Source organism: Variovorax sp. YR216 (assembly GCF_900107745.1).
Classification (GTDB): Bacteria; Pseudomonadota; Gammaproteobacteria; order Burkholderiales; family Burkholderiaceae_C; genus Variovorax.
The window spans coordinates 124963-146048 of record NZ_FNRO01000016.1 but is presented as its reverse complement, the minus strand read 5'-3'; the positions used below and the strand labels follow the sequence as shown (position 1 = coordinate 146048).

The following is a 21086-nucleotide window of genomic DNA, read 5'->3' as shown; positions in this document are numbered from 1 at the left end:
GGTCTACCCATCACGTAGCGGCCGTGGCGGCAAGGCAGGACGCCCCGCTCACACAGGGTTTGTCAGGTTTTTGAGTGCGAGCTCCCCATATTTGAGGAGGTCCCGTCAGGTCGATATGTGATGATCCTTCGATTGCTATGCTGCAAGTCAAACTGCACACGCCCACCCATTCGGAGGCAACCGGCCAGGTCCGTGGCGTTCTGTTCATTTCGTATGCGCACGCGGACGTCCAGGACGTCTTGCCGTTCATCGAGCAGTTGCAGCCGCTGGTGGAGCGCGAGCGACTCGAACTTTTCTTTGACGCGAGGGAACTCAAGGCGGGAGATGTCTGGAACGACAAGTTGCTGTCGGCTCTCAGTCGTTGCGAGCTTTTTGTGCTCATGGCGACCCCGAAGTGCCTCACGTCGCGCTTTTGCATCGAGCGCGAACTCCTGATGGCCTTGAACCGGCAGCGCAGCAACCAGTGCCGGATCGTCCCCGTCGTGCTGCGCGACTGTGACTGGAAAGGAAAGCTGTTGCCCGACGGCAGTGGCAGGTGTCTGAGCGAGTTCCAGGCATTGCCTGCCGGGGGCGCGGCGGTGGCGGCCAGTGCTGGGGCGGAGCGCGACAGGGTCTGGCTCGCCATCGTCAATGCCCTAGCGGAGGTCCTGGCCGACCCTGCGACGACGGCGCCACCCCGGCGTGCTCAGAGCGCCGTGCCGGTTCTCCTGCCCTATCTGTGCGACCAGGTGATGCCTGAGAGCGGTGTGCGCGAGTTGCTCATGCGCTGGCGCGCTCAGACCGGGCCGCTTGTGGTGGTGCTGCGCGCCGCCGCGACAGATTGCCCCGACCATTTCATCAATCGCATTGATGAGCGACACCTGCGCAAACTGCTACCCCGCCTGACGCCGGGCGTTGAATTGCAGCGCCATAGCGGCCTGCAGTGGCTGCCACCGCAATCAAACCTGCGCGACGCCCCGGCCCTGCAGCGCTGGTTTCTCGAACAGGTTGTCGAGCGCGTGACGGGCGATCCCTACGCCAGTGAGGACGAGTTGCTGCAGCGATTGCGCGACGAAGGGGCTAACCGGCTGTTCATTGCCGGAATCCCCAAAGGATCCACGGAGTTTGTGCGCGTCACCTTGCAGGCGCTGGGTGCCTGCCTGGCGAAGCTGAGCGGGCGCCTGGACAAGGTGCGACTGGCCGCGATGCTCTGGAGCGAGGACCCTGCGCTCAAGGAGCTTGTGCCAGATGCCTCCTGGCATAGCGCCGATGCCTGCATTGGGCTGCCTTCGCCCTTGGAGCGCTTCGGACGGCAGGCGGTCATTGATTGGGCGACCCTTGACGAGGTTCAGCAGTTCGCCATCATCGACCGCACGCAGCTGGACGAGGCGTTTGCCGGTGCGGCCGATGAGTTGTCGATGCGTGAATTCGCCGCCATTGCACAGTCCCTGCTGCAGCGGCGGGCATCGGCGCAATAGTCTGGAGGAAGATGACCCATGGCAATGAAACTTTTCCGTGGCGAAGGGCCGTTGGAGCCCGTCACTGACCTGGATGCCAAGCTGCCGGTGATCGAACGCAACGCGATGCGCTCAGCCGAACAGTACTCGGCCGACGCCTCGCTGCGCCATGCGGTCGATGTGGCGGTCTATCTGGGCATGCCGCTGCTGCTCACTGGGGAACCTGGCACGGGCAAGACGCAGCTGGCCTGGCGTGTGGCCGCTGAGTTCGGCCTTGGCGAGCCGCTCGTGTTCGAGACAAAGTCCTCCAGTGTTGCGCAGGATGTGCTCTACACCTTCGACGCCATTGGCCGCTTCTCTCTGGCTCAGGTCCCGGCCGCTGCCGGCGAAGAGGGCAGGGCGCAGCGCGCGCGCGAACTCGATCCCCGTCGCTTCGTGCGCTACCAGGCACTCGGTAAGGCCATCCTGCTGGCCAACGATGCCGACACGGCTGCCGCCTGGCTGCCCCCTGGCGAAGTTCTGCCTTCGTACAGCCGTCGTTCGGTGGTGCTGATCGATGAGATCGACAAGGCGCCACGAGATTTTCCCAACGACCTGCTCAATGAGATCGACCGCCAGCGCTTTCGGGTTGGGGAGCTGGGCGACGACTACCTCGCAACGCCCGAGGGTAAGGCGCCCATCGTCCTGATCACCAGCAACTCAGAAAAGCAGCTGCCCGACGCTTTCCTGCGCCGCTGCGTGTTTCACCACATCGAGCCGCCGGATGACCAGCGTCTGGCCGCCATCGCCGCCGCTCGGCTGCCCGCTTATCGTGAGCGGCCCGCGCTGCTGCGCGATGCTGTGGCCTTTTTCCAGGACGTGCGTAAAGACTCTATGGGTCTGAGCAAGAAGCCGTCGACGGCGGAGCTGCTCAACTGGCTGGACGTAATGAAGGGTCAGGGCGCCCAGCCTGACCGGACGCTGGCGGCTCAGCGCGCGATCGCCTCCGCCTGCCTGGGGTCCCTTTGCAAGACGGGCGATGATATGGCCGCCGTCACTGAGCGCCTGGAGGCCTGGCAGGGCCGCGGCTGACGCTGCCATGGTGGCGCACTCTGCGGGCGAAGGCGACCTGCTGGTCGCCTTTTTTGGCCATCTCAACAGGAATGGCTTTCAGCTGGGCCTGCGTGAACTGATCCGCGCCAACGAGTTGCTGCTGGCGCTGCTCGGCGAGGGGCGGCTACCGGCCGAGCCGGCGCAGCGCATGGCACTCCTTCAACCGATCCTGTGCCGCTCGGCCGATCAGCAGCGACTGTTCTCCCAGCTGCTCAAGCGCTGGGCCCCAGCCGCGGGACAGGGCGGCGCAGGGCTGTGGCGCGCCAGGCGTGCGGGACGCGGCAGTCACGAAAATGCACGCACTGTGCTGCAACGTTGGCCGCCGCTTATCGCGGGGAGCCTTGCCGCGTTGCTCGTGCTGCTGGTCATCGGGCTAGCGGCGGGCAGCTGGCGCTACTGTGAGGCGCTGCGACTGTGCAAGCCTGCAATTGTCGATACGGGAGCGTCCGTAGCACCTGCGCCACCGCCCACGCCTGACTCCCTTGGCGCGGTCGATCGCGAAGCCGTGGTCCCGCTCAAACCGGCTGACGCCCTGGGCCATCTGCCTGTGTCTGAGGTCAGCCGCCCTACAACTGCGGGCGCTGCGTTCTGGCTCAACGTCGCAGGGGGCCTGGCGATGCTGATCCTGCTGGTCATGATCGGCCTGCTAATGCTGCGGCGCCTGGCGCTGCAACCGCTGCACACCGACGCACATCTGGATCAGCGCACACTGTTCGCCCCTGGCGCGCGGTTGCTGCCCCGAGTGCCCGCGCTGCTCCGGCAGGTGTCGCGCGAACTGCGCCGGCCCCGCCGCACCAGCCGGCTGGAACTGGACCTCCCGCAGACCATTGCCGCGACGGTGCGCGGCGGCGGCGCTCTTGCACCGCGCTACCGGGCTCGCAGTGGCACCCCGGAATACCTGGTGATGATTGACCGACGGGGACCGCAGGATCAACTCGCCCAGGTGGCCGAGGACATCGTTGCTGCCCTGGATCGACAGAACGTCGCCGTCCACGTGTGGCGCTTCAATGGCGACATGTCCTCCTGTCACACGCTGCGCGTCGAGGGCCAGGGCCGCGCAAGGATGCACCGGCGCATGCGCTTTGATGAACTGGCCGTGCGGCATGCGGGAGAGCGACTGCTCGTCTTTGCAGATGCAGCACAACTCATCGACCCGTTGACGGGCGGCTTGCGTGAGGGCCTGGGAGCGCTGCCAACATCATTTGGCCCCACCGTGCTCTTCACGCCGCAGCCCGTCCCGGGCTGGGGCGCGGCTGAGCAGGCGCTCAACCAGCTAGGTGTCTTGGTGCTGCCACTGCAACTGAGTGCACTGGCCAGCAGCGCCGACTGGTTGACCTCGCAGCGCGCAGTGCTGACGCTGGATCCCGACTGGCCTACCACGTACCCGCCAAGACTGGCGCAGCATGGTCTGGTGTGGACCACACGCGCCGACGCGCCGCCTGCACTAGAGCTCGAAGGCCTTCTTTTTGAGTTGCAGCTCTATCTGGGCGAGCGTCGCTTCCAGTGGCTTTGCGGCTGTGCCGCATTTCCCGTGCCTTCATGGCCAGTCACGCTCATGTTGGCGCCTCTGTTCCTTGAGCCCCGCGACGATGTTGTCACGGGAGCAGTCGCGCTGGCATCCCTGCCCTGGTTTCGCGAAGGCGCCTGGCCTCAGTGGATGCGCGAGGCACTGCTCAACCGGCTGGCCCTTTCCAAAGCGGATGCTGTGGCTGCGGAGCTTCGTCGCAGGCTGGAGGCGGCCAGCCTCGGGCAGCCCCTCGCGCCCGACGCCACGCCGCTGGCCGAGGTCGCCTTGGCCCCTGGCTTGCTCAGCCGCCTGAAGCACTGGCAGGCGCAATGGTGGCGTCGGTTCTCCACCGACGCGTGGCTGGCCCGCGGCAGCGGCAGATTGCGCCGGGACGTGCTGTTTTTGGGGTTCATCCAGCGAGGCATAGCGCAGCGACTGATTCAACTCGTGCCCGAGCGTATGCGTCGGCAGGTCTTTCGGGAAGGATTGCCATTGCTGGGGCTGCGCCCATGGGTGCCGGCCGTGGCCCTTATGCTGGCCGCCGCGGGTCTTGCGCTTCAGTTGCCGCCGCTGCGCCGACAGCTCATCGGCGCGCTGGGCACCCACGCCGTGTCAGAGATTCCGGAGGTCGGGCGCTATCTGGCGCCAGGCAACACCCGGGTGAGTGCTCTCGCGTTTAGCCCGGACGGCGTCTTTCTAGCGGCGGGCTTCTCGGACGGCCGAGTGGTCATGCTGGGAAATGATGGGAAACTGAATGCTGAGCTGAGTAGGCCGTCAGGCGAGAGTGTGAGTCACCTGTTTTTCAGCCTGGATGGCGGCAAGCTTGTCGCCGTCCAGGTGAGCCTGGCAGGCACTCGCGTTTCTGTGTTCACACGGGGCGGTCAATGGGTCGACAACGTCCGCTATCCCAATGACGTCGGAACTCTCGCGCTCTCTGCTGAAGGACAGTGGTTGGCCGAAGCGAAGGCCGCGGCTTCTCTGCGACTGCTGTTGCGGACGGGCGAATCAAACGTGCCGCAACAGGCTGTCAAGACAGCGGAATGGCCTGTGGTCGGTGTGAAGCCCGTTCTGACTGCGGGATTCGCTCGCCAATCCTGGCTCGTCGCGACGGCCGACGGCGGCGTGCAGGAAGTTTTCCTGACCTCGGAGTCTGCGCGCCCGCTGGATCTCAGTCGGATGCGCCTTGGCGCGAAAACTCCGATCAGTGCCATCGCGCTGGACCGCGCCCACGACCGAGTGGCGGTGGCTGCAGGCCGTCAGGTACTGGTACTGCAGGAGCGTGGTCGTCGACCCCTGACTCGCTTTGACGATCTTCAGGCGGAAGTGAAGACGCTGAGCTTTCGCGGTGATGGGGATGCCGTCCTTGCAACCCTGGAAGATGGCGGCGTGCGTGTGCTGCCGATCACGGGCGATGGGGCATTGTGGCCGGACATCGGAGGCTTGGAGCGCGGTGCCGAATTCAGCGCGGATGGCAGTCAGGTGATCGCGTTCGATCCGGCCCAAGTGGTTGTCTGGCCGGCTGCTGGCGGTGATCCCTTGGCAATCGCGCAAATCGGGTTCGACTCTGGCGTGGTCAATGCCGTCAGCCCCAACGGTCGGCAGGTCGCGGGGGTGGCTCCCGACGGCGCGGTCCTGGTGCTTGGCGAGAAGTTGACGTCATCCAATCCTGCTCCCTGGAGCAAGCTGGTTTCTCCGACGGAACCCAGTGCGCCAGCGGGTGAGGCTCGTACGGCGGCCCCAGGTGCCGATGCCAATCCGGCTTCCTTGAACAAGCCCGCCGCTTCGACAGCAGCCAGTGCGTCGGCAGGAGAGGGCCGCACAGCGGTTCCAGGTGTCGATGTGAACGGGGCGGTAGTGCCGGTCTCCGCACCTAATGTGCTTGGGATGAACGAACGGGTTGCGCGATTGGCGCTGCAGTCGGCAGGCCTGAGCAGTCGGGCCATCGGTGAGAAAGACCCCGGGTTCTGCAGCGGGCAGGTCGTGGCGCAACGGAGCGTGCCGTCAAAAGGCACGTCCGACACTCAGGAACTCACTGTTGCCACGAACGACGCACAGTTCTTCCCGATGACCTGTCGGGGTAACGTCGAAGTAAGCCTGCCTGGATCTGGTGCTCGCGCGGGCTTTGAGAGGGTTCGATTCAGAATGCGGGAGGCTGGCAGCGTGCCGGCCGCGCAGGGCCTTCAGCCAGGCCAGTGCGCCTGGGCGGACCGCGGTTGGCGCTCGGGTGAACCGTTGGACATCGAGGTGGATGTTCCCGGCCGTAAGCTCAGGTCGCTTCTCGCCTCACTTCAGGATGACAGTCGCTACGTGGTGTTCATGGTCTACAACCGCGGCCCGGATTTTAGGGCGGGTTGCATCACTGACGAAGACGCCAAGCCTCCGGGGCCACCTCAACGCAGCGCCACAGACCCGCAGCAGGCCCAGCAATATTCGCCGCTTACGCGGGCTCCTTTGGTAGCATCGGCGGGACCGACACAGGCAAAGTCAGATGCACTCATTGAGGCCTACTTCGGGGGCAGCAATGTCTCCTTCAATCTGGCCGCCGCTGAGGACTTTGCGCGGCGATTCGCGGGTCAGACGGACCTGCTGGCTCTGGCGCTCGCTATCGCCAAAACGGAGGCGGATGGATTCGCTCCGCGCACGGAGCAGCCCAGCAGATTCAATACAAGTCCAGGCGGGCAGCCCTTTGACCTCTACGAACCCGATGGGCGATTAGGCCGCAGTCTGGGCAACACCGAGCTAGGCGACGGCGCCCGTTTTCGCGGGCGCGGCATCATCGCGATGACTGGTAGGGCCAACTACCTTCGCCTTGGTGACATCGCGGGATTCGGCGGCCGGTTGGTGCAGGACCCCGAAGCGGCAGCGGGCGATTTAGAAGCGCGCGCAGTACTGGAGGCTTACGTCCGCCAGGCTGCCGCCAAAGCTAATCGGCCGCTCAATGCCCAGAACCTGGGCGACGTGCAGCGCAACTTCGGTACTTCATCGATGCAGAAACTGGCGAGCAACTTCCAGGAAGCCCTGCCGCTCGCTCAGGCGTTGCTCGCTTCGGTGGGGCCGCCGGCAGGGTCACCAACGGTCGCCAAATAAGTGCTATCGCCGCGGTGAAGAGCGTCCCCGTCACTTTACTTCACCCGGGTCGCACCCGGGAGGGGGGCCTCGTACGCGTGGCTAGAGGGAGAAGGCGGAGATTGCAGCCTTCACATGATCCGCAGCGATGCTTGGGGCAGTCCTGCAAAGGATCTCCGTATTCCGGTGCGGCACTACGCAGACACGACCCGCCATACGGATGAAGATCGGGGCTTCCGGCTGGCAAGAACGCTTGCCTGGTGATAGCCTGTGATTGCCTGGATCGGCCAAGGCTTGTCGGTCGTCAAGAACAACTTGCGGGATGCGCAGCGCGGTCGCACCTCGCGCACGTAGCGAAGGATCGCATTGCCGACCTCGGTGGCCAGCGGGTAGTCGTGCTTGCAACGCTGCTTGGGACGTGCGACGTGAAGGATGTCGCGCTCCCAGTCGATGTCATCCAGAGTTAGCGCGACGACCTCACCGCTGCGCAGGCCATAGATTCGAAGGAGCATCAGAACAACTCGGTCGCGAATATCCCGGGGTCGATCCGTGGCGGCGCTTGCGATGAGCCGCTGAAAGTCGTTCCAGCACGGGCCGGCAGGCAGCGCCTCCTGCCTGAACAGGCGTGGCCCCTCGATGCCGGCGACGAAGCTCTCCGCGCAACGACTCGTTGCGGCCATGTGCGTGTAGAAGGATCGCAATGCAGTGGCTGCTGTCGCGATGGACGCCCGGCACCACCCCTGTGCACCTCGCATCGACAGGAACGCATCCACATGCTCCAAGGTAGCCATGCCGGCGCCACTGTGTTGGTCGTCGAGCCACGTCAGAAATGCCCGAACATGCCAGCAACGGTTGTTGACGGTCTTCGGCGACAGGCCACGCTCTCGCTGCATGTACAGCGCAAACTCGTCCACGAGATCAGTGCCGGCCCCCGGCTTCGAAGGCGGCAACTGAAGACGCCCCAGGAATCGTAGCCAGTCGGTGGCTACCTGCACGAATCTCTGGCGCCGATCGGGTGAGATGCTGCGGCCGCGTCGTCGGTGATGCCGGACCCAACGATCGGCAACCGAGGCGACCTCCTCGGGGGTTCTGTTCCTTGTTCCGCTGTCGTCCAGGCGCTGCGCGACGACCAGGAGCTCGCTCGCCAGGTTGGCAACCGAGTCCCTCGTCGCACCGGACGCGGCGAAGTGTGCAACAAAGCAGTCTCGCTCCTCGGCTGCCGGTCCATCGAGATGCCGGGCCAGAACGCGCGAATTCCGAAACAGAGTCTCGAGCATGATCGGATCCCCTTGTGAACTGAGGGGGCCCGACACTACGCCGGCGCTGAAACCTATGTGGTGCTCAGCGACCGACCTCCCGAGGAGGATGCCGCCGGGCGCCACATATGGACGAGCGCCACATTAGGAATGAAGGCCCACATCGGGGCTGGTGCACACGGTGGTGGGTGCGGCGGCGAACATCAGTGACATCAACGTCGCTGGGTCGCTGCTGCACGGTGAGGAACACGCAGCCTTCGGCGACTCGGGCTATCAGGGCGTGCACAAGCGTGCGGAGGCCGCAGGACCGACCTGGCATGTGGCAATGCGTCCGGGCAAACGTAAAACGTAGGGTGCTCAACCCGTTCATCGAGCCCGAGTTCGTGGCCGAGCGCGTGGAGAAGATGAAGGCCGGCATCCGAGCCAAGGTCGAACACCCGTTCCGAGTGATCAAACGGCAGTTCGGCTTCAACACGGTTCGCTATCGAGGCCTGGCGAAGAACACGGCGCAGATCGTCACGCTGTTTGCACTGTCGAACCTGTGGATGGCGCGGCGGCGGTTGATGCAGGCCGAGGCGTGAGTGCGTCTGCGACGCCCGATTCGGGCTTGCAAGGCCCCCAATACGGCGGCGCTGCTCGGCAAGACGATGCCGAGCCTGCTCGAATGAGCGGAGCAGATGCATCGTCATCGTCGGGTTCATTCAATCGCGTCCGCGGATCACGTTCTGCAGATGGTATGGGCGCCTCCCTCCTGGTGCGGCATCCGCCCGGCCTGGGTAGTGCCAGAGTGGTGACCTCGTCGTCATCATCGAACTGGAGACCATCATGGAACGTACCGTCATCGCCGTCGACATCGCCAAAAAGGTGTTTCAGCTGCACTGGGTCGATATGGAGACAGGTTGCATCGAGCGCTTGCAACTCAAGCGTGCAAAGTTTCTCGAATGGTTTGCCGCCCGCACAGCTTCGCTGGTCGTGATGGAAGCTTGTGGCGGCGCGCACTACTCGGCTCGTGCTCTGGCCGAGTTTGGCCATGAGGTACGACTGATCTCGCCCAGGAAGGTGCGCCCGTTCGTGCAGCGCAACAAGACCGATGCAGCGGACGCTCAGGCGATCTGGACGGCGAGTCACCTGCCGGGCATGCGCTTCGTGCCGGTCAAGACCGAGGCCCAGCAGCTTGTGTTGTCGTTGCACCGGTTGCGCGCACAACTCATGAAGACACGCATCATGCAGACCAACGAGCTTCGTGGACTGCTCTATGAGTTCGGCATCGTGCTGCCGGAAGGCCACGTCGCATTGCTCGAGGCCCTGCCCGACGCGATGTCCGGAGCGAAGATCCGACTGCCTCCCACGCTCACGGACAGCCTGGACGAGCAGATCAGACGAATCCAGCAACTGCAGGCCGACATCGGCAACATTGAACGCAGGCTCTCTCAGCAAATGCGAGAAATACCAGCCTGCAAAGCTGTCGCCCAGATCCCCGGCGTTGGTCTTCTCACGGCGACAGCCGTAGTCGCCAGCATGGGGACGCCGACAGCCTTCAAGGATGGGCGAGAGTTTGCCGCGTGGATCGGATTGGTCCCGCGCCAGACCGGGACAGGTGGACGGGTGAGGCAACTCGGTATCAGCAAGCGTGGTGATGCCTACCTGCGAACGCTCCTCATGCACGGCGCGAGGGCCGTCGTGATCAGATCGAATGATGGCCCGACATGGCCATGGCTAGCAGCTCTGTTGCAGCGCCGACCGTATAGCGTGGCCGTCGCCGCTGTCGCGAACAAGTTGGCGCGAACGATCTGGGCCGTCCTGGCACGCGGACAAGCTTGGCGGCCCGAGGCGTGGCAGACAGCGCACTGACGAGTTCATGAGTCTCTTGGAAACAGACCGCGTTTGAAGGAGAGCAAGGCGACCACGCGCGTGATGGGACAGACAGGTCGGACCGGGACGAGGACACTCCGATAGGGATCCAGAGCGAAGAGCTCGGTTTGCAGATGGGAACCTCGTCAGCGAAAACCATCAGGGCCAGCAGGCATATCAGCCTGCACAACAGGCCGGATATAAGACTGCAGCCCTGCCTCCTGCTTCTTCACACATACGCGTTACTTGCGATCCGGGAGGCGCCCATATAAGACCATCCCTAGACGACTATGACGACGTCAACTTACTCAACTGCGCCGTGCTCGTTCCCTGGAATCGTGACGGCCCTGAAACGCTGGATCAAGAAGCATCCTTGCTCAGCAATCTCAGAACGGCCTGCGCTCAGAAGATTCGGCATCAGTACCCCGGCCACCAATGGGACATTGGAAGTAGTCCAGGCCTTCTTTGGACATGTGCAAACCGTGCTCGATGAGACCACGCTGCGGATGCTGGAGGTAGCGGGAATTGCAGATCTGCGTCGAGTGGAGAGCTCAGAGCTGTCCGAGGCGGCGCGTCAGCAAGGGATTCGGACGGAAACACAGCCACATGTCTGCGTACCTGCCTGCGAGCGACATGGCCGTACGCGCGCCTCCGTCAGTGGGGCAGGGACGATACGCCGCTGAAACGTGATCAGCAACATCAAAGAAAGTCAATGACTTGTGACCCAGCTCCCGCGCCGGTGCTGGCATTGCGAGCCGTCACTGAGTGCGCGGAAAACGAGGGGACCCCCTGGCGGCGGACTGTACATCGGCGCCGGCAGCCACCGAGGTGGAGCGTTTTCGGCGTTGCGCCGATGTGCCTAAACTCGCGCCGGAAAAGACTCTCCGGCGGACGATCACCCCGAGCCAGGGGTCGCGCTGGGGCATGCACTGCTGTTCCAGCACCAGACTCGGGTGCCCGAACTGGACAAGGGCCGCTCCGCCATAACCATCCGCATGAAAGGGGGCCTGCTTATCTCGTTGCCAAGGTCGAGCCGGCATTTAGGCATCTGAAGGGGCCCCCACAGCGGATGGCACACATCGGCGGGCGGACGCTGCGTTGACAACTTGCACGAAGCTCCGCAAGACTTCCAGCAGCAGTCCACCTTCCTGCTCTGGAGCCCCATGCTTGTCGACGACACCAACCGCCCGGATCGTGTGGCCAAGGCCGATCCTTCTGGCATCGACGGCGCAGCTGCGGCCCCGCAGTTCGACGCCTTCGTATCCTACGCCTCCGCGCAGTGTCGCCAGGCGCGCGCGATCCAGCGCTACCTGCAGCGCCGCGTGCCAGGAGTGGTCGAACCGATGACCGTCTACCTAGACGAGACCGACATCCGCGGCGGCGACCTGCAAATCGAGCTGGGCCGCGCGCTTGATTCTACGCGTCAGCTGATCGTCTGCTGCTCGCCCGAGGCGGCCGACTCGCGATGGGTCAGCACCGAGATCGCGCGCTTCCTGCGGCACCATCCGCCGAACGACATTGTGCTGGCCTGGCTGGACGGGCCGCTGGCGCGCGCGGTGCCCGCCGAGTTGGACCCCGACGCCCTGCGGGTGCACGACCTGCGGCACTGGTGGTTCGGGCGCTGGCCAGGGCCGCGCACCGGCCTCGAGCTGGCGCGCATGCTGGCGCGGCTCGCCGACGTGCCGATGCGGCAGACCGTCGACTGGGAACGGCGCCGCATGTCGGCGCGGCTGCTGGCAGGCGCCGTCGTCACCGTGGTCGTGGGAGCGGGGTCGGCGGCCGCACTTGTGCACCAGGCGCGCACCGCGGACGCGAACCAGTTGCTCAACGCGCTGGCGGTGGATGAACTGCGCGACCGGGCGCTGGGCGAGACGCGGCAGGCGCCGTACGGCGTCCGGCGGCGCGCGATCGCGCTGGTGGCGAGCCAGCCCGAGCGCGCGGCGATGGCGTTGCAGACCGGCTGGCCGGTCGCCGCAATCGGCGTCGACGCCGAGCTCGCCGCCGCGTCGCTGTCCACGCTGCGCGGGGCGATCGTGACGCGTCAAGGCGAGTCGATCCCCTCACCGCGCATGGCTAACTACCGCTACGCCATCGGCCTGGTGCAGGACCCGGCCGTGCTGCGGCGCGAAGCACGCGCGCTGCTGCAAGACGTGCTGGCCACCGAGGACGACCGGAGCACGCCCGACGGCATCTACTGGCAGCGGGCCCGGCGCTCGGCGCTGATGGGGGCCTACGTGGACGTGCTTGAGCTCATCGACGATCCGGCCGCGCAGCTCGACGACCTGCGCGAATTGGCGTCCAGGCTCGAGACCGACGCAGCTAGCGTCACCGACGAACTGGTGCTTGTGCAGCAGGTGCTGCACAGACGGCAGGTCGACTTTGCGCCGATGGTCTCTGCCGAAGCCGAAGCCGAAGCCGAAGCCGAAGCCGAGGTCGCCGAGCCGACGGCCCTGCCGCCGGCCGACCCCGGCGACGAGCTGCTCAGCGCCCGCGAGCGCCTGACGCGGACCGCGCGCCCCGAACGAGCCGCGGCTGACTACGTGCGGGCGCTGGAGGCGGTGCGCAATGCAGACCGCATCGACGCCGAGCTGGCAGCCGTGGATGCCCTGCTGGCGGGCCCTGGCGCCGCCCGCCTGGCCCCCGAGTTGCTAAAGATGGCGGCGGCGCTGGCGGCGGCGCGGGCCGACGAGGCGGCCACGCGTCGCGTGGCCGCCCTCCTAGCCGCCGCGCTGCCGGCCCCGGCGTCGCGCCTCGGCATGCCGCCGCCCATGCGAGGAGGCGGCTTCGTGAGCTTCCCGGCGCCGCTGGCCGACGTACCCGTGCGCGTGCTGCAGAGCGCGGAGCCCGCGGCGCTGGTGCACTTCGTGGCCCGCTACGCCAGCCTAGGCCGGCCCGGCCTGAGCTGGACCGACCTGTCCGAGGTGTCGCGCCAATGGAACGACGTCGCCGCCGAGGTGCTGGGCCCGCGGCACGTAACCGATCTGATCCGCGCCGAGCGCGGCTACCTGGACACCGCGCTGTACGCGCCTTGGCACCCGGAGATGCAGGCCAACTGCGTCGAATGGGTGGCGCTGGTGTCCGACCCGGCGACGCTGGCCGGCGAACTCGCCGAATTGGCCCGCCGGGTCGCCGCCGATCCGGCTGCCGTCCCCGTGGCCCACCTGCTGGCGATCTACGAGGCCGCCGCCCACCGGCTGTGGATCGACCTGAAGGTCGCCCCCGACCGGCAGGCCGTCGCGCAGCTGCTTGACCTGCTACCGCACCCGATGTGGCCCGGACGTCTGGCCCTTACCGATGCGCTGCTCGCCGTGCACGCGCCCGACGCGGGGCAGGGGCTCGGTCCGTTCCTCGCGTGGGCCGCACGCACTCACGGCCTGATGCCGCGCCCGGCGGGGGCACAGTCTCAGCGCACGTTCGGCGTCGGGAGCGCGGCCTCGCCGCGGATGCAGTCCCACAATTAGATGGCGAAGCTCGGGTCGCCGGTCCGCAGTGAAGGGCGCAGCTGGCCCTCCTGCGCGGCATGCGCCTCGGTCTGGCTCCTCACGCGCCATTTGCTCGACATCGCCCAGCTCCACCGAGACCCTTGCCTTGGGTCAACCGGCTGCTGGTCCGCAAAACACTTACTCCGCAGCAGACCTCTGCGCGTCGTCGTCCCGCCATCGAGATCGCGCGTCAACCGGCACTAGCCCCGTACGTCAGCGAAGAACTTCGCCCCACCCTTAGCGTGGAGAGCGATGCCCAGATAGAAGGATTTATTCGCCAGTTTGCCGATGCGAACCTGCATCCGGTGGGAACGTGCCGGATGGGATCAGACGCCGACGCTGTCGTCACGCCGCGGCTACAGGTGAAAGGCGTTGAAGGGCTTCGCATCGTGGATGCATCGATCATGCCGACCATCATTGCCGGCAACACAAATGCTCCAACGATCATGATTGCAGAGAAAGCTTCGGACATGATCCTTGCGGACGCGTCTGATCTCTCTTGCAGTTCTGGATTCTCGGTTCTCACTGGCGTCTGGGAATTAGTCCGACACATACCACTCTTGATTTGACTTTTAGTGGCACTTGCACAAAGGCAAGTGAGCGGAGCGACGGTGCAGGTCAAACAAACCACACCATTGCTTTCGGAGCGGGAATTTTTATGCCTTTTCTCTTCCCGGTGTAGCCACCGTGAATGCGTCGAAATTCAAGTTGCTGCTTGATCTCCTCAACTCGTTCTGCAGCTTCAAGACGGACTTGATTGACGTGAACCATGTGATGAGCCACGATTGTGAGGAAGAGCGCCAAGCCGACATAAACTAGCAATCTGGACCAACCGTCCGCACCATTTGCAGCGCTCAAACTCACACCAAATGCTGTGATTGATAGAGCGAACTCCGTGACAATTAGTTGATTTCGATGTTGATAGTCGTCGCTGCAGAGCTTGAGTTCTTCAAGCAAGAGCTTATTGTCTTCGTCCGCCACAGGCTTATCCTTTTTCCGATCGAAGAGCGTCGCACCCATTCATTCCCCGCGGCGCCACTTCATGAATGCTTCGAACTTGCTGTCCCGGGAGACGCGGGTCCAAAACATGACAAGAAAGATTGGCACGAAAAGCAATACTATGAACGGCGCGAAGTAGTTTGTTCCGCTCTTGAACCAGAGTAGCAAGGCATACAGGTAATTCAGGCCTGGAACGAACAGTAACAATCTATATTCGTTCGAGGAGCCAACGACCCGGAGTAGATATATGTCAGAGTACAGCCAAGCGCCCAATTTAGCGCTCGCGAACGGAAGTAGAAAAGCAAACCAAGAGTAGAAGAAAGTGTGAACCGCATTTTCACCCAATCGCACCCAACGCGGCCAAAGCCAAGGCACGTTTTCCGCACCGTTAGGCTTCCAAGGCAACTCGCCCGTCGTAGCCGATGGTCGATCGTCAATTGATTCGACGCTAGCCGCAGCGCTGATTTCGTCGACATCAGCGGTTTTTGCGGATTGGGCATTTGGGGTGTGAAATGCATGCGGACAACTGGCGGTCGCATGATCTTTGCTGCCACAAACGGCGCACTGGGACCGAAACCAGGCATGCGGGCAGTCTGCCGTCGCGTGTTCTTTGCTGCCGCAGGCGGCACATTTGGACCGGAACAACCCGTGTGGGCAATCGCTTGAAGCATGCTCCTTGCTACCGCAGTTTGCACATTCTGTTCGAAGCATGTTTCCATGGCCTCCTCGAGTTGCGACCATTCCCACCAACGAATAGCGTTTGTCCGCCGCCGAGCGAAGCTGAACGAAGGCGCGCGGGCGTCACGGCAGCAGATGAACTTCGTTGAACTGAACCGCCGGATTGGCGGCGTAGTGGGCAGTGTAAGTTTCAGCGGCAAGCGTGAGCAAGGACAGTGTGCGCTGCGTCGAACAGTCAATGGCCGCAGCGCCTCACGGCGCCGCGCAGGCACCGATGCCGGGCTCAGGGCGAGTCTCCGAGGCTTCGAGTCAGCAGCGCACCGAGGCCGTCTGGGTCTTGCCAGATGCATTTCTCTGGCATGAAGGCAATCGAATAGTTGATGTCCCAGGAAGTGGCGTAAGTCTTCCTTCACTCGCTGCGCGGCAAGGCGCGTAGGGCGTAGTCCGAAGCGCCTTGCCGCGCAGTGGCCGCTCTCTTCGGGGTGGCCATCGTGAGGTCCGGATAAGGTTTGAGGTGCGACCCACCAAACCTGTCCTTGAAGGAAATCACGATGACCAACGCTACTATGGCATTGGCCGAGCTCGCCGAGAAGGGAGCCGACGTCGACGTCCTGCGCCAGATGGTGCAGTTCATGGCCCAGCGTCTGAGGGATCTCGATGTCGAAGGCCGATGCGGTGCCGCGTACGACGAGAAGAATCCCGAACGCCTCAACAGCCGCAACGGCTACCGCGAGCGCACCTGGGACACCCGCGCGGGCAGCGTCGAGCTGAAGATCCCCAAGCTGCGCCAGGGCAGCTACTTCCCCGAGTTCCTGGAGCCGCGGCGCACCGGCGAGAAGGCACTCACCGCCGTCATCCAGGAAGCCTACGTGCAAGGCATCTCTACCCGCTCGGTGGACGACCTGGTCAAGGCGCTGGGCATGTGCGGCGTCTCCAAGAGCCAGGTCAGCGGCCTATGCGGCGAGCTGGACGAACGGGTCAACGCGTTCCTGGGACGCCAGATCGAGGGCGACTGGCCCTACCTCTGGATCGATGCGACTTATGTCAACACGCGCGAGGCGGGCCGTATCGTGAGCGTCGCGGTGATAGTGGCGGCGGGCGTGAACACCGACGGCCAGCGCGAAGTCCTCGGCCTGAAGGTCGGCGCCTCCGAGGCCGAGCCCTTCTGGACCGACTTCCTGCGCAGCCTGAACCGCCGGGGTCTACGCAGTGTGAAGCTCGTGATCAGCGACAGCCATGAAGGCATCAAGGCAGCGGCTGCGAAGGTCCTCAAGGCCACCTGGCAGCGTTGCCGAGTGCACTTCATGCGCAACGCCTTGGCGCACGCCGGCAAGACGCAGCGACGCATGGTCTCGGCCGCCATCGGCACGGTGTTCGTACAGGACTCGGCCGATGCAGCGCGAGCGCAATTGCGTTCGGTCGCCGATCAACTGCGGGACAAATTCCCCAAACTCGGCTCGACGATTCCGCTCGGCCGCATGTGCGACCCGGACGACGTGGCCAACGTTGCGGTGTTCCTTGGCAGTCCGCAGGCGCGGTTCCTGACAGGGGGTCGAGATGCCGGTGGACGGCGGGCGCTCGATCTGAAGGGCCGTTTCAAACGCTGGTACGCTGACGCACATGCATCATCCGTTCGCTGAACATATCGATCTGGTCGTTGAAGAACAACGCGCGTGTTTCAGCAAGCTCAGTCTGGTTGTCGGGACAAGCCACCTCAATCCGCATGGCGTCGCGTTCATGGTGCGATTGCCTATGCCATGGCTGACGTAGCCGTACAAGGCTGTACCGCCTTCGGCCAGAGTTGCGCGCCCAGCGACGACGTTGACTTGTCGGCCTTGCAAACGGCCGTGTTCACGGTGTTTCAGCCAGACCGAATCGACCGCCACGACGGACACACTCGCGGATGCAGCACCGAGGCCGCGCGCCACTGGCAGATCGCCGATCAGACGTTCGCTTTGCTCGTCAAGATGCTGGCCCACAGCCAAGACCCGATTTCGGGTTCCGCTGACCGAGATGGCGTCGGTCAGCGGCAACACCTGGCCCAGCAATCTCACGGCGGTGCGATAGGGGAGCTGTGCGGCCCACTCCACCTGCAATTGCTCGAGCTCGCTCGTGACGCGCAGGCGCAATGCGGCCGCCAAAGGACTGAAGGTGAAGCCGCTCGGGTACCACGATGGCGTACAGCACCAGCACTGGGGAAAACGCGGACTGTCGAGTCGGACCTTGCCAAAGACGGTGCGGCAAACGATGGTGCCGCTGTCCTTGCGAGAAAGCTCTATACCGCAGACCGGACACGTGGAACGGCTGGCGACCCAGGAAGATGTCTGGGCAGCAGCGATCGCCGCCTGAGCGCGCCGCAGAATCTCGCGGCCCTCCTGCAGGCTGAGGCCCAGGTTGCCTGGCGTCAAGTCGTTGTCGCTGCGCTCGATCACACCGAGCGAAACAGACATGCATGTATCGGCGGCACCCTCGATTCGGGCTTCGATGATCAGTCGCATGGCGGTCCTTTTGAAACGGCCCTCCCGCGTGAACAGTACGTCCGAGCCAGAGCAATACGCTCCGGATCATCTTTTTCCCGCACTTTTGCACACTCTCCTTCACGGCTGCTGAACTCTGGTGCAACCCATCATCGTCTTCTACCCGCTGTCAAATCTGCTTCCGTGATCGTGGCTGCCTGCTCATGGGGTTCGACTGCGTCGAAGTCCAGGCTGTCGCTGAGGGGCGAAGCCGGTACGCGGTAGCCCATGGCCTGGTAGCCGCGCTGGCGCTTGTCCCACATCCGCCGCAGCGCCGGATGCCCTGTGTCGACGAAGTCGATGATGCGCACGCCAGTCTTGTCGGCGTGCTCGCGATGCAGCCGACCAGCATACTGCTGCAAGGTGCCCTTCCACGAAATCGGCATGGCCAGCACCAGCGTGTCGAGAGGCGGGTGGTCGAAACCCTCGCCGACCAGCTTGCCGGTGGCCAGCAGCACCCGCGACGCATTTGGGGGCAGGGCGTCGAGTTCCGCCATCAAGGTTGCGCGCTGCTTCCTTGACATACGACCGTGCATGGTGAACAGCGTGGCTGCACGTCCAGCCAATGCGGCCGTGATGGCGTCGAGGTGTTCGGTGCGCTCGGTCAGCACGAGCACCTTGTGGCCTTGCGCGAAGGCGGCGGCCACTTCGTCGGCGACGGCGGTCGTGCGCCTGGCATCGCCCGCCAATGTCCGGAACACGTCCTGAATGCCGGCGTCGTCGGTCAACCGGATGGGCGCAGTCAGATAGCGGGGAATCACCGTCAAGGTTTGTGGTGCACCCGCGGGTCGCGCGGCCACATGGCGTGTCGGACCGCACTGCATGAAGATGATCGGCTGGCGGCCATCGCGCCGGATAGGGGTGGCCGTCAGTCCCAGCACATACTTGGCCTTTGTGCGCTTCAGGATCGACTCGAACGAGACGGCGGAGATGTGGTGGCACTCATCGACGATGACCTGGCCGTAGTGCTCCACCTGCTCGCTCGTCTCGCCTTGTCGGTGCAGCGACTGCATGACAGCAATGTCGATCCGACCCGTGGGCCTGGACTTGCCGCCGCCAATGGTGCCGACATTGCCGGCCAGCCCTTGTTCTGCGGCGAGGAACGCCTGCAGCCGTTCTTGCCATTGCTTTAGGAGTTCGGTGCGATGCACCAGCACCAGCGTGTTCACGCCGCGCCGGGCGATCACCGCCGCAGCCACGACGGTCTTGCCGAAAGCGGTGGGCGCGCACAGGACGCCCGTGTCATGGGCCAGCATCGCAGCAAGGGCGGCCTCCTGGTCGGGGCGCAGGGTGCCCGCAAAACGCACCCCCAGTGCTTGTCCGCCGAAGCGTTCGTCGTGAAGTTCGCAGCGGATGCCGTTGTCGTGCAGCAGTTGCCGGGCGGCGTCGAGGCATCCGCGAGGCAAGGCAATGTGGTGCGGATAGCTCTCGGCGCAGCCAATCACGCGCGGCTTGTCCCACACCGGCAGTCGCATCGCCTGCGCCTTGTAGAACTCCGGGTTCTGGAACGCCGCGATCCGGATCAGTCGATTCGCCAAGGCTTGCGGCAAATGCGCCTTCTCGAAATACAACAGATTGGCCAAGGTGACTGTGAGCGACGCGGGCATTGTGCCGGGCAAGCGCTGCGTAACGGGGTTCGTTCGCTTCCAGGGCTCGCGCTGGTCTTCCTCGTCGATGAACGTGACATCCAGGGGGTGCGATCCGCCGGTTGCGCGCAATATCGTCGGCTCGATGTCGTGCGGCGCCATGGCCTGCACAGAGCCGAGGAACGCCCATTGGTCTGCGTAGGGCTGCAGCGTGTCGTCCACGAACACGCTGCAGCCGCTCTCGCGAGGCAGCTTCTGCAGAGGCAGGGCGATCAGGTTGCCGAACCCGCCTTTGGGCATCGTGTCCTGGTTGGGGAACAGTCGGTCGTAGGAGCTGAGCTTCAGTTGTCGCGTACGGGCGCAGGTATGACTGATAAGGGCTGAACCCAGTCGGCGCGCGTCCCTTGCCGTGACTTTGGCAGAGAAGAACACCCACGCATGCGCACCCTTACCGGACCGCGAGACCTCCAGAGCCGCGGGCACGCCCAGCGCCCGGCATGACTGGATGAAAGCCCGAGCGTCCGCCTGCCAGTCGGCTTCGTCGAAATCCACCGCGAGGAAGTGGCAATAGTCATCGGCCAGCAGGGGATACACGCCCACCGTACGGCGGCCGGCAAGGTGGTCATACAGCGCCTGGTCGGTCAATGGGACTAACAGCCGATGACCACAATCGGAGCACTTGACGCGGGGCTTCTCGCAGACGCCGGCGCGCCATTCGTTTGCGCAAGCCGGGGAGTAGCCGCTCTTGCCGGCCTTGCTCTCCCAGCGAATCGGATAGACATCGGCGCGCCCACGGAACAAGCGGCCAAAAAGAGCCACCTTCTCGCCGGTACTCAATGGCGATGGCGAAACCGTGCGCACATCCGTCGGCTCGGGATCGCGCCATGCAATGCCATGGGCCTCCAACAACCCGGCCAGCCGCGCGTTTTCAGCTCGCAGCCGCGTCAGTTCATGGATGAGTTTGTCGTCGCCGTCGCTCGTCATGATGGGTCACTGTAGACCAGAGTCCGGCCTCGGCCAGTCGACGCGGCAAGGCACCTCGCGTCGCGTGGCGCACCAACAGGCGCCGCAGCGCGAGATCGAGTTCCTTGCGGCTCGGCGTGAGCGCATGGCCTTCGGCCAAGTCGATCAACGCCCGGACCGCCTGAGCGTAGCCCGACGCCGAGCCACGCCCCGTCAATGCTTCGACGGCTGCCCAGTGTGCCCAGCGGTCGATGGCCGCGAACTCGTAGTACTGGTATTCGCTCATCTCGCAGCCTTGCGCCGGCGTGCCGGCGGGGGTTGGCGCACAGCGCGAAACGCGGAGTCGTCACCCAGATGAAAGTACAGGTGCCCCCGCAATTCTCCCCCGACGATCCGGGCGTGCCCGCGCCCGGTGTGTTCGGTGCCTTCGTCAAAGCCGTGCCAGGTGAATTCAACCCGGTCTCCCAGTGGCTCGCTGGGCTTGCAGTCCATCTGTCCCTGGGCCATGCCGAACTGGAAGGCGCCGGACCGGCCAGCGCCGAAGGTGATGTGGCCGGGACCGTCCATGTCCACATAGTCCTGATCCCAGGCACTCATCCAGATGATGCGCCAGGCGCCTGCGAATGGGTTTCGAGTCATGGGTGGCTGCTCATC

12 protein-coding genes and 2 pseudogenes are annotated in these 21086 nt (G+C 64.5%); 8 read left to right on the top strand and 6 right to left on the bottom strand.

All coding sequences use genetic code 11. The features are described from left to right. The first annotated feature begins 137 nt into the window (after positions 1-137). From BLW05_RS28300 to BLW05_RS28290, 3 genes are read left to right on the top strand one after another with little or no spacing between them, the layout of a single operon-like run. The gene (locus tag BLW05_RS28300) at positions 138-1457 is read left to right on the top strand and encodes a toll/interleukin-1 receptor domain-containing protein (RefSeq protein ID WP_093166902.1); all 1320 of its coding nucleotides are present in this window, start codon (positions 138-140) and stop codon (positions 1455-1457) included. Between the two features lie 18 nt (positions 1458-1475). Next, positions 1476-2507 (top strand): AAA family ATPase, encoded by a 1032-nt coding sequence (locus BLW05_RS28295; protein ID WP_093166901.1) that lies wholly within the window; start codon positions 1476-1478, stop codon positions 2505-2507. Positions 2508-2514: 7 nt separating this feature from the next. Then, on the top strand, positions 2515-7122 hold the full coding sequence (locus BLW05_RS28290) for a hypothetical protein (RefSeq protein ID WP_093166900.1): 4608 nt from the start codon (positions 2515-2517) through the stop codon (positions 7120-7122). 173 nt (positions 7123-7295) lie between these two features. Here BLW05_RS28290 and BLW05_RS28285 read toward each other — a convergent pair whose 3' ends face one another. Then, positions 7296-8378, bottom strand: a complete 1083-nt coding sequence (locus BLW05_RS28285) for a tyrosine-type recombinase/integrase (RefSeq protein ID WP_093166923.1) — start codon at positions 8376-8378, stop codon at positions 7296-7298. A gap of 142 nt (positions 8379-8520) precedes the next feature. Here BLW05_RS28285 and BLW05_RS28280 point away from each other — a divergent pair. The 4 genes and pseudogenes from BLW05_RS28280 to BLW05_RS28265 form a co-directional block, all read left to right on the top strand. Beyond that, positions 8521-8938, top strand: a pseudogene (locus BLW05_RS28280) (transposase); the annotation flags it as partial. Between the two features lie 244 nt (positions 8939-9182). Next, positions 9183-10208 (top strand): IS110 family RNA-guided transposase, encoded by a 1026-nt coding sequence (locus BLW05_RS28275; protein WP_093166899.1) that lies wholly within the window; start codon positions 9183-9185, stop codon positions 10206-10208. Positions 10209-11371: 1163 nt separating this feature from the next. Then, the gene (locus tag BLW05_RS28270; RefSeq protein WP_143044945.1) at positions 11372-13669 is read left to right on the top strand and encodes a toll/interleukin-1 receptor domain-containing protein; all 2298 of its coding nucleotides are present in this window, start codon (positions 11372-11374) and stop codon (positions 13667-13669) included. Positions 13670-13791: 122 nt separating this feature from the next. Further along, positions 13792-14259: a GMC oxidoreductase gene (locus tag BLW05_RS28265; RefSeq protein ID WP_371126977.1), complete on the top strand. Its 468-nt coding sequence runs from the start codon at positions 13792-13794 to the stop codon at positions 14257-14259. Between the two features lie 49 nt (positions 14260-14308). On the opposite strand, the gene BLW05_RS28260 is transcribed toward BLW05_RS28265, so the two are convergent. After that, complete coding sequence (locus BLW05_RS28260) at positions 14309-14710, bottom strand: hypothetical protein (protein WP_093166896.1); 402 nt, start codon at positions 14708-14710, stop codon at positions 14309-14311. A 1208-nt stretch (positions 14711-15918) separates the two neighbouring features. Here BLW05_RS28260 and BLW05_RS28250 point away from each other — a divergent pair. Beyond that, positions 15919-16827 (top strand): annotated as a pseudogene (locus BLW05_RS28250) (IS256 family transposase); the annotation flags it as partial. A 165-nt stretch (positions 16828-16992) separates the two neighbouring features. On the opposite strand, the gene BLW05_RS28245 reads toward BLW05_RS28250, so the two are convergent. The 4 genes from BLW05_RS28245 to BLW05_RS28235 all read right to left on the bottom strand — a co-directional run bounded on the left by BLW05_RS28245 (position 16993) and on the right by BLW05_RS28235 (position 21071). Then, positions 16993-17865 carry a hypothetical protein gene (locus tag BLW05_RS28245; protein ID WP_093166894.1) on the bottom strand — a complete coding sequence of 291 codons (873 nt, stop codon included), beginning with the start codon at positions 17863-17865 and terminating at the stop codon, positions 16993-16995. A 128-nt stretch (positions 17866-17993) separates the two neighbouring features. Further along, positions 17994-20453: a TOTE conflict system archaeo-eukaryotic primase domain-containing protein gene (locus tag BLW05_RS28240; protein ID WP_093166893.1), complete on the bottom strand. Its 2460-nt coding sequence runs from the start codon at positions 20451-20453 to the stop codon at positions 17994-17996. Beyond that, the gene (locus BLW05_RS35605; RefSeq protein ID WP_143044944.1) at positions 20419-20718 is read right to left on the bottom strand and encodes a hypothetical protein; all 300 of its coding nucleotides are present in this window, start codon (positions 20716-20718) and stop codon (positions 20419-20421) included. Before BLW05_RS35605 ends, BLW05_RS28240 begins: the two co-directional genes overlap by 35 nt. Beyond that, positions 20715-21071 carry a hypothetical protein gene (locus BLW05_RS28235; RefSeq protein ID WP_093166922.1) on the bottom strand — a complete coding sequence of 119 codons (357 nt, stop codon included), beginning with the start codon at positions 21069-21071 and terminating at the stop codon, positions 20715-20717. Before BLW05_RS28235 ends, BLW05_RS35605 begins: the two co-directional genes overlap by 4 nt. Positions 21072-21086 lie beyond the last annotated feature (15 nt).

Bases quoted from the DNA above. Each gene is read 5' to 3' on its own strand.
- BLW05_RS28300 (WP_093166902.1), top strand. From the start codon at position 138: ATGCTGCAAGTCAAACTGCACACGCCCACCCATTCGGAGGCAACCGGC.
- BLW05_RS28295 (WP_093166901.1), top strand. From the start codon at position 1,476: ATGGCAATGAAACTTTTCCGTGGCGAAGGGCCGTTGGAGCCCGTCACT.
- BLW05_RS28290 (WP_093166900.1), top strand. From the start codon at position 2,515: ATGGTGGCGCACTCTGCGGGCGAAGGCGACCTGCTGGTCGCCTTTTTT.
- BLW05_RS28285 (WP_093166923.1), bottom strand. From the start codon at position 8,378: ATGCTCGAGACTCTGTTTCGGAATTCGCGCGTTCTGGCCCGGCATCTC.
- BLW05_RS28275 (WP_093166899.1), top strand. From the start codon at position 9,183: ATGGAACGTACCGTCATCGCCGTCGACATCGCCAAAAAGGTGTTTCAG.
- BLW05_RS28270 (WP_143044945.1), top strand. From the start codon at position 11,372: ATGCTTGTCGACGACACCAACCGCCCGGATCGTGTGGCCAAGGCCGAT.
- BLW05_RS28260 (WP_093166896.1), bottom strand. From the start codon at position 14,710: ATGGGTGCGACGCTCTTCGATCGGAAAAAGGATAAGCCTGTGGCGGAC.
- BLW05_RS28245 (WP_093166894.1), bottom strand. From the start codon at position 17,865: ATGCGACTGATCATCGAAGCCCGAATCGAGGGTGCCGCCGATACATGC.
- BLW05_RS28240 (WP_093166893.1), bottom strand. From the start codon at position 20,453: ATGACGAGCGACGGCGACGACAAACTCATCCATGAACTGACGCGGCTG.
- BLW05_RS35605 (WP_143044944.1), bottom strand. From the start codon at position 20,718: ATGAGCGAATACCAGTACTACGAGTTCGCGGCCATCGACCGCTGGGCA.
- BLW05_RS28235 (WP_093166922.1), bottom strand. From the start codon at position 21,071: ATGACTCGAAACCCATTCGCAGGCGCCTGGCGCATCATCTGGATGAGT.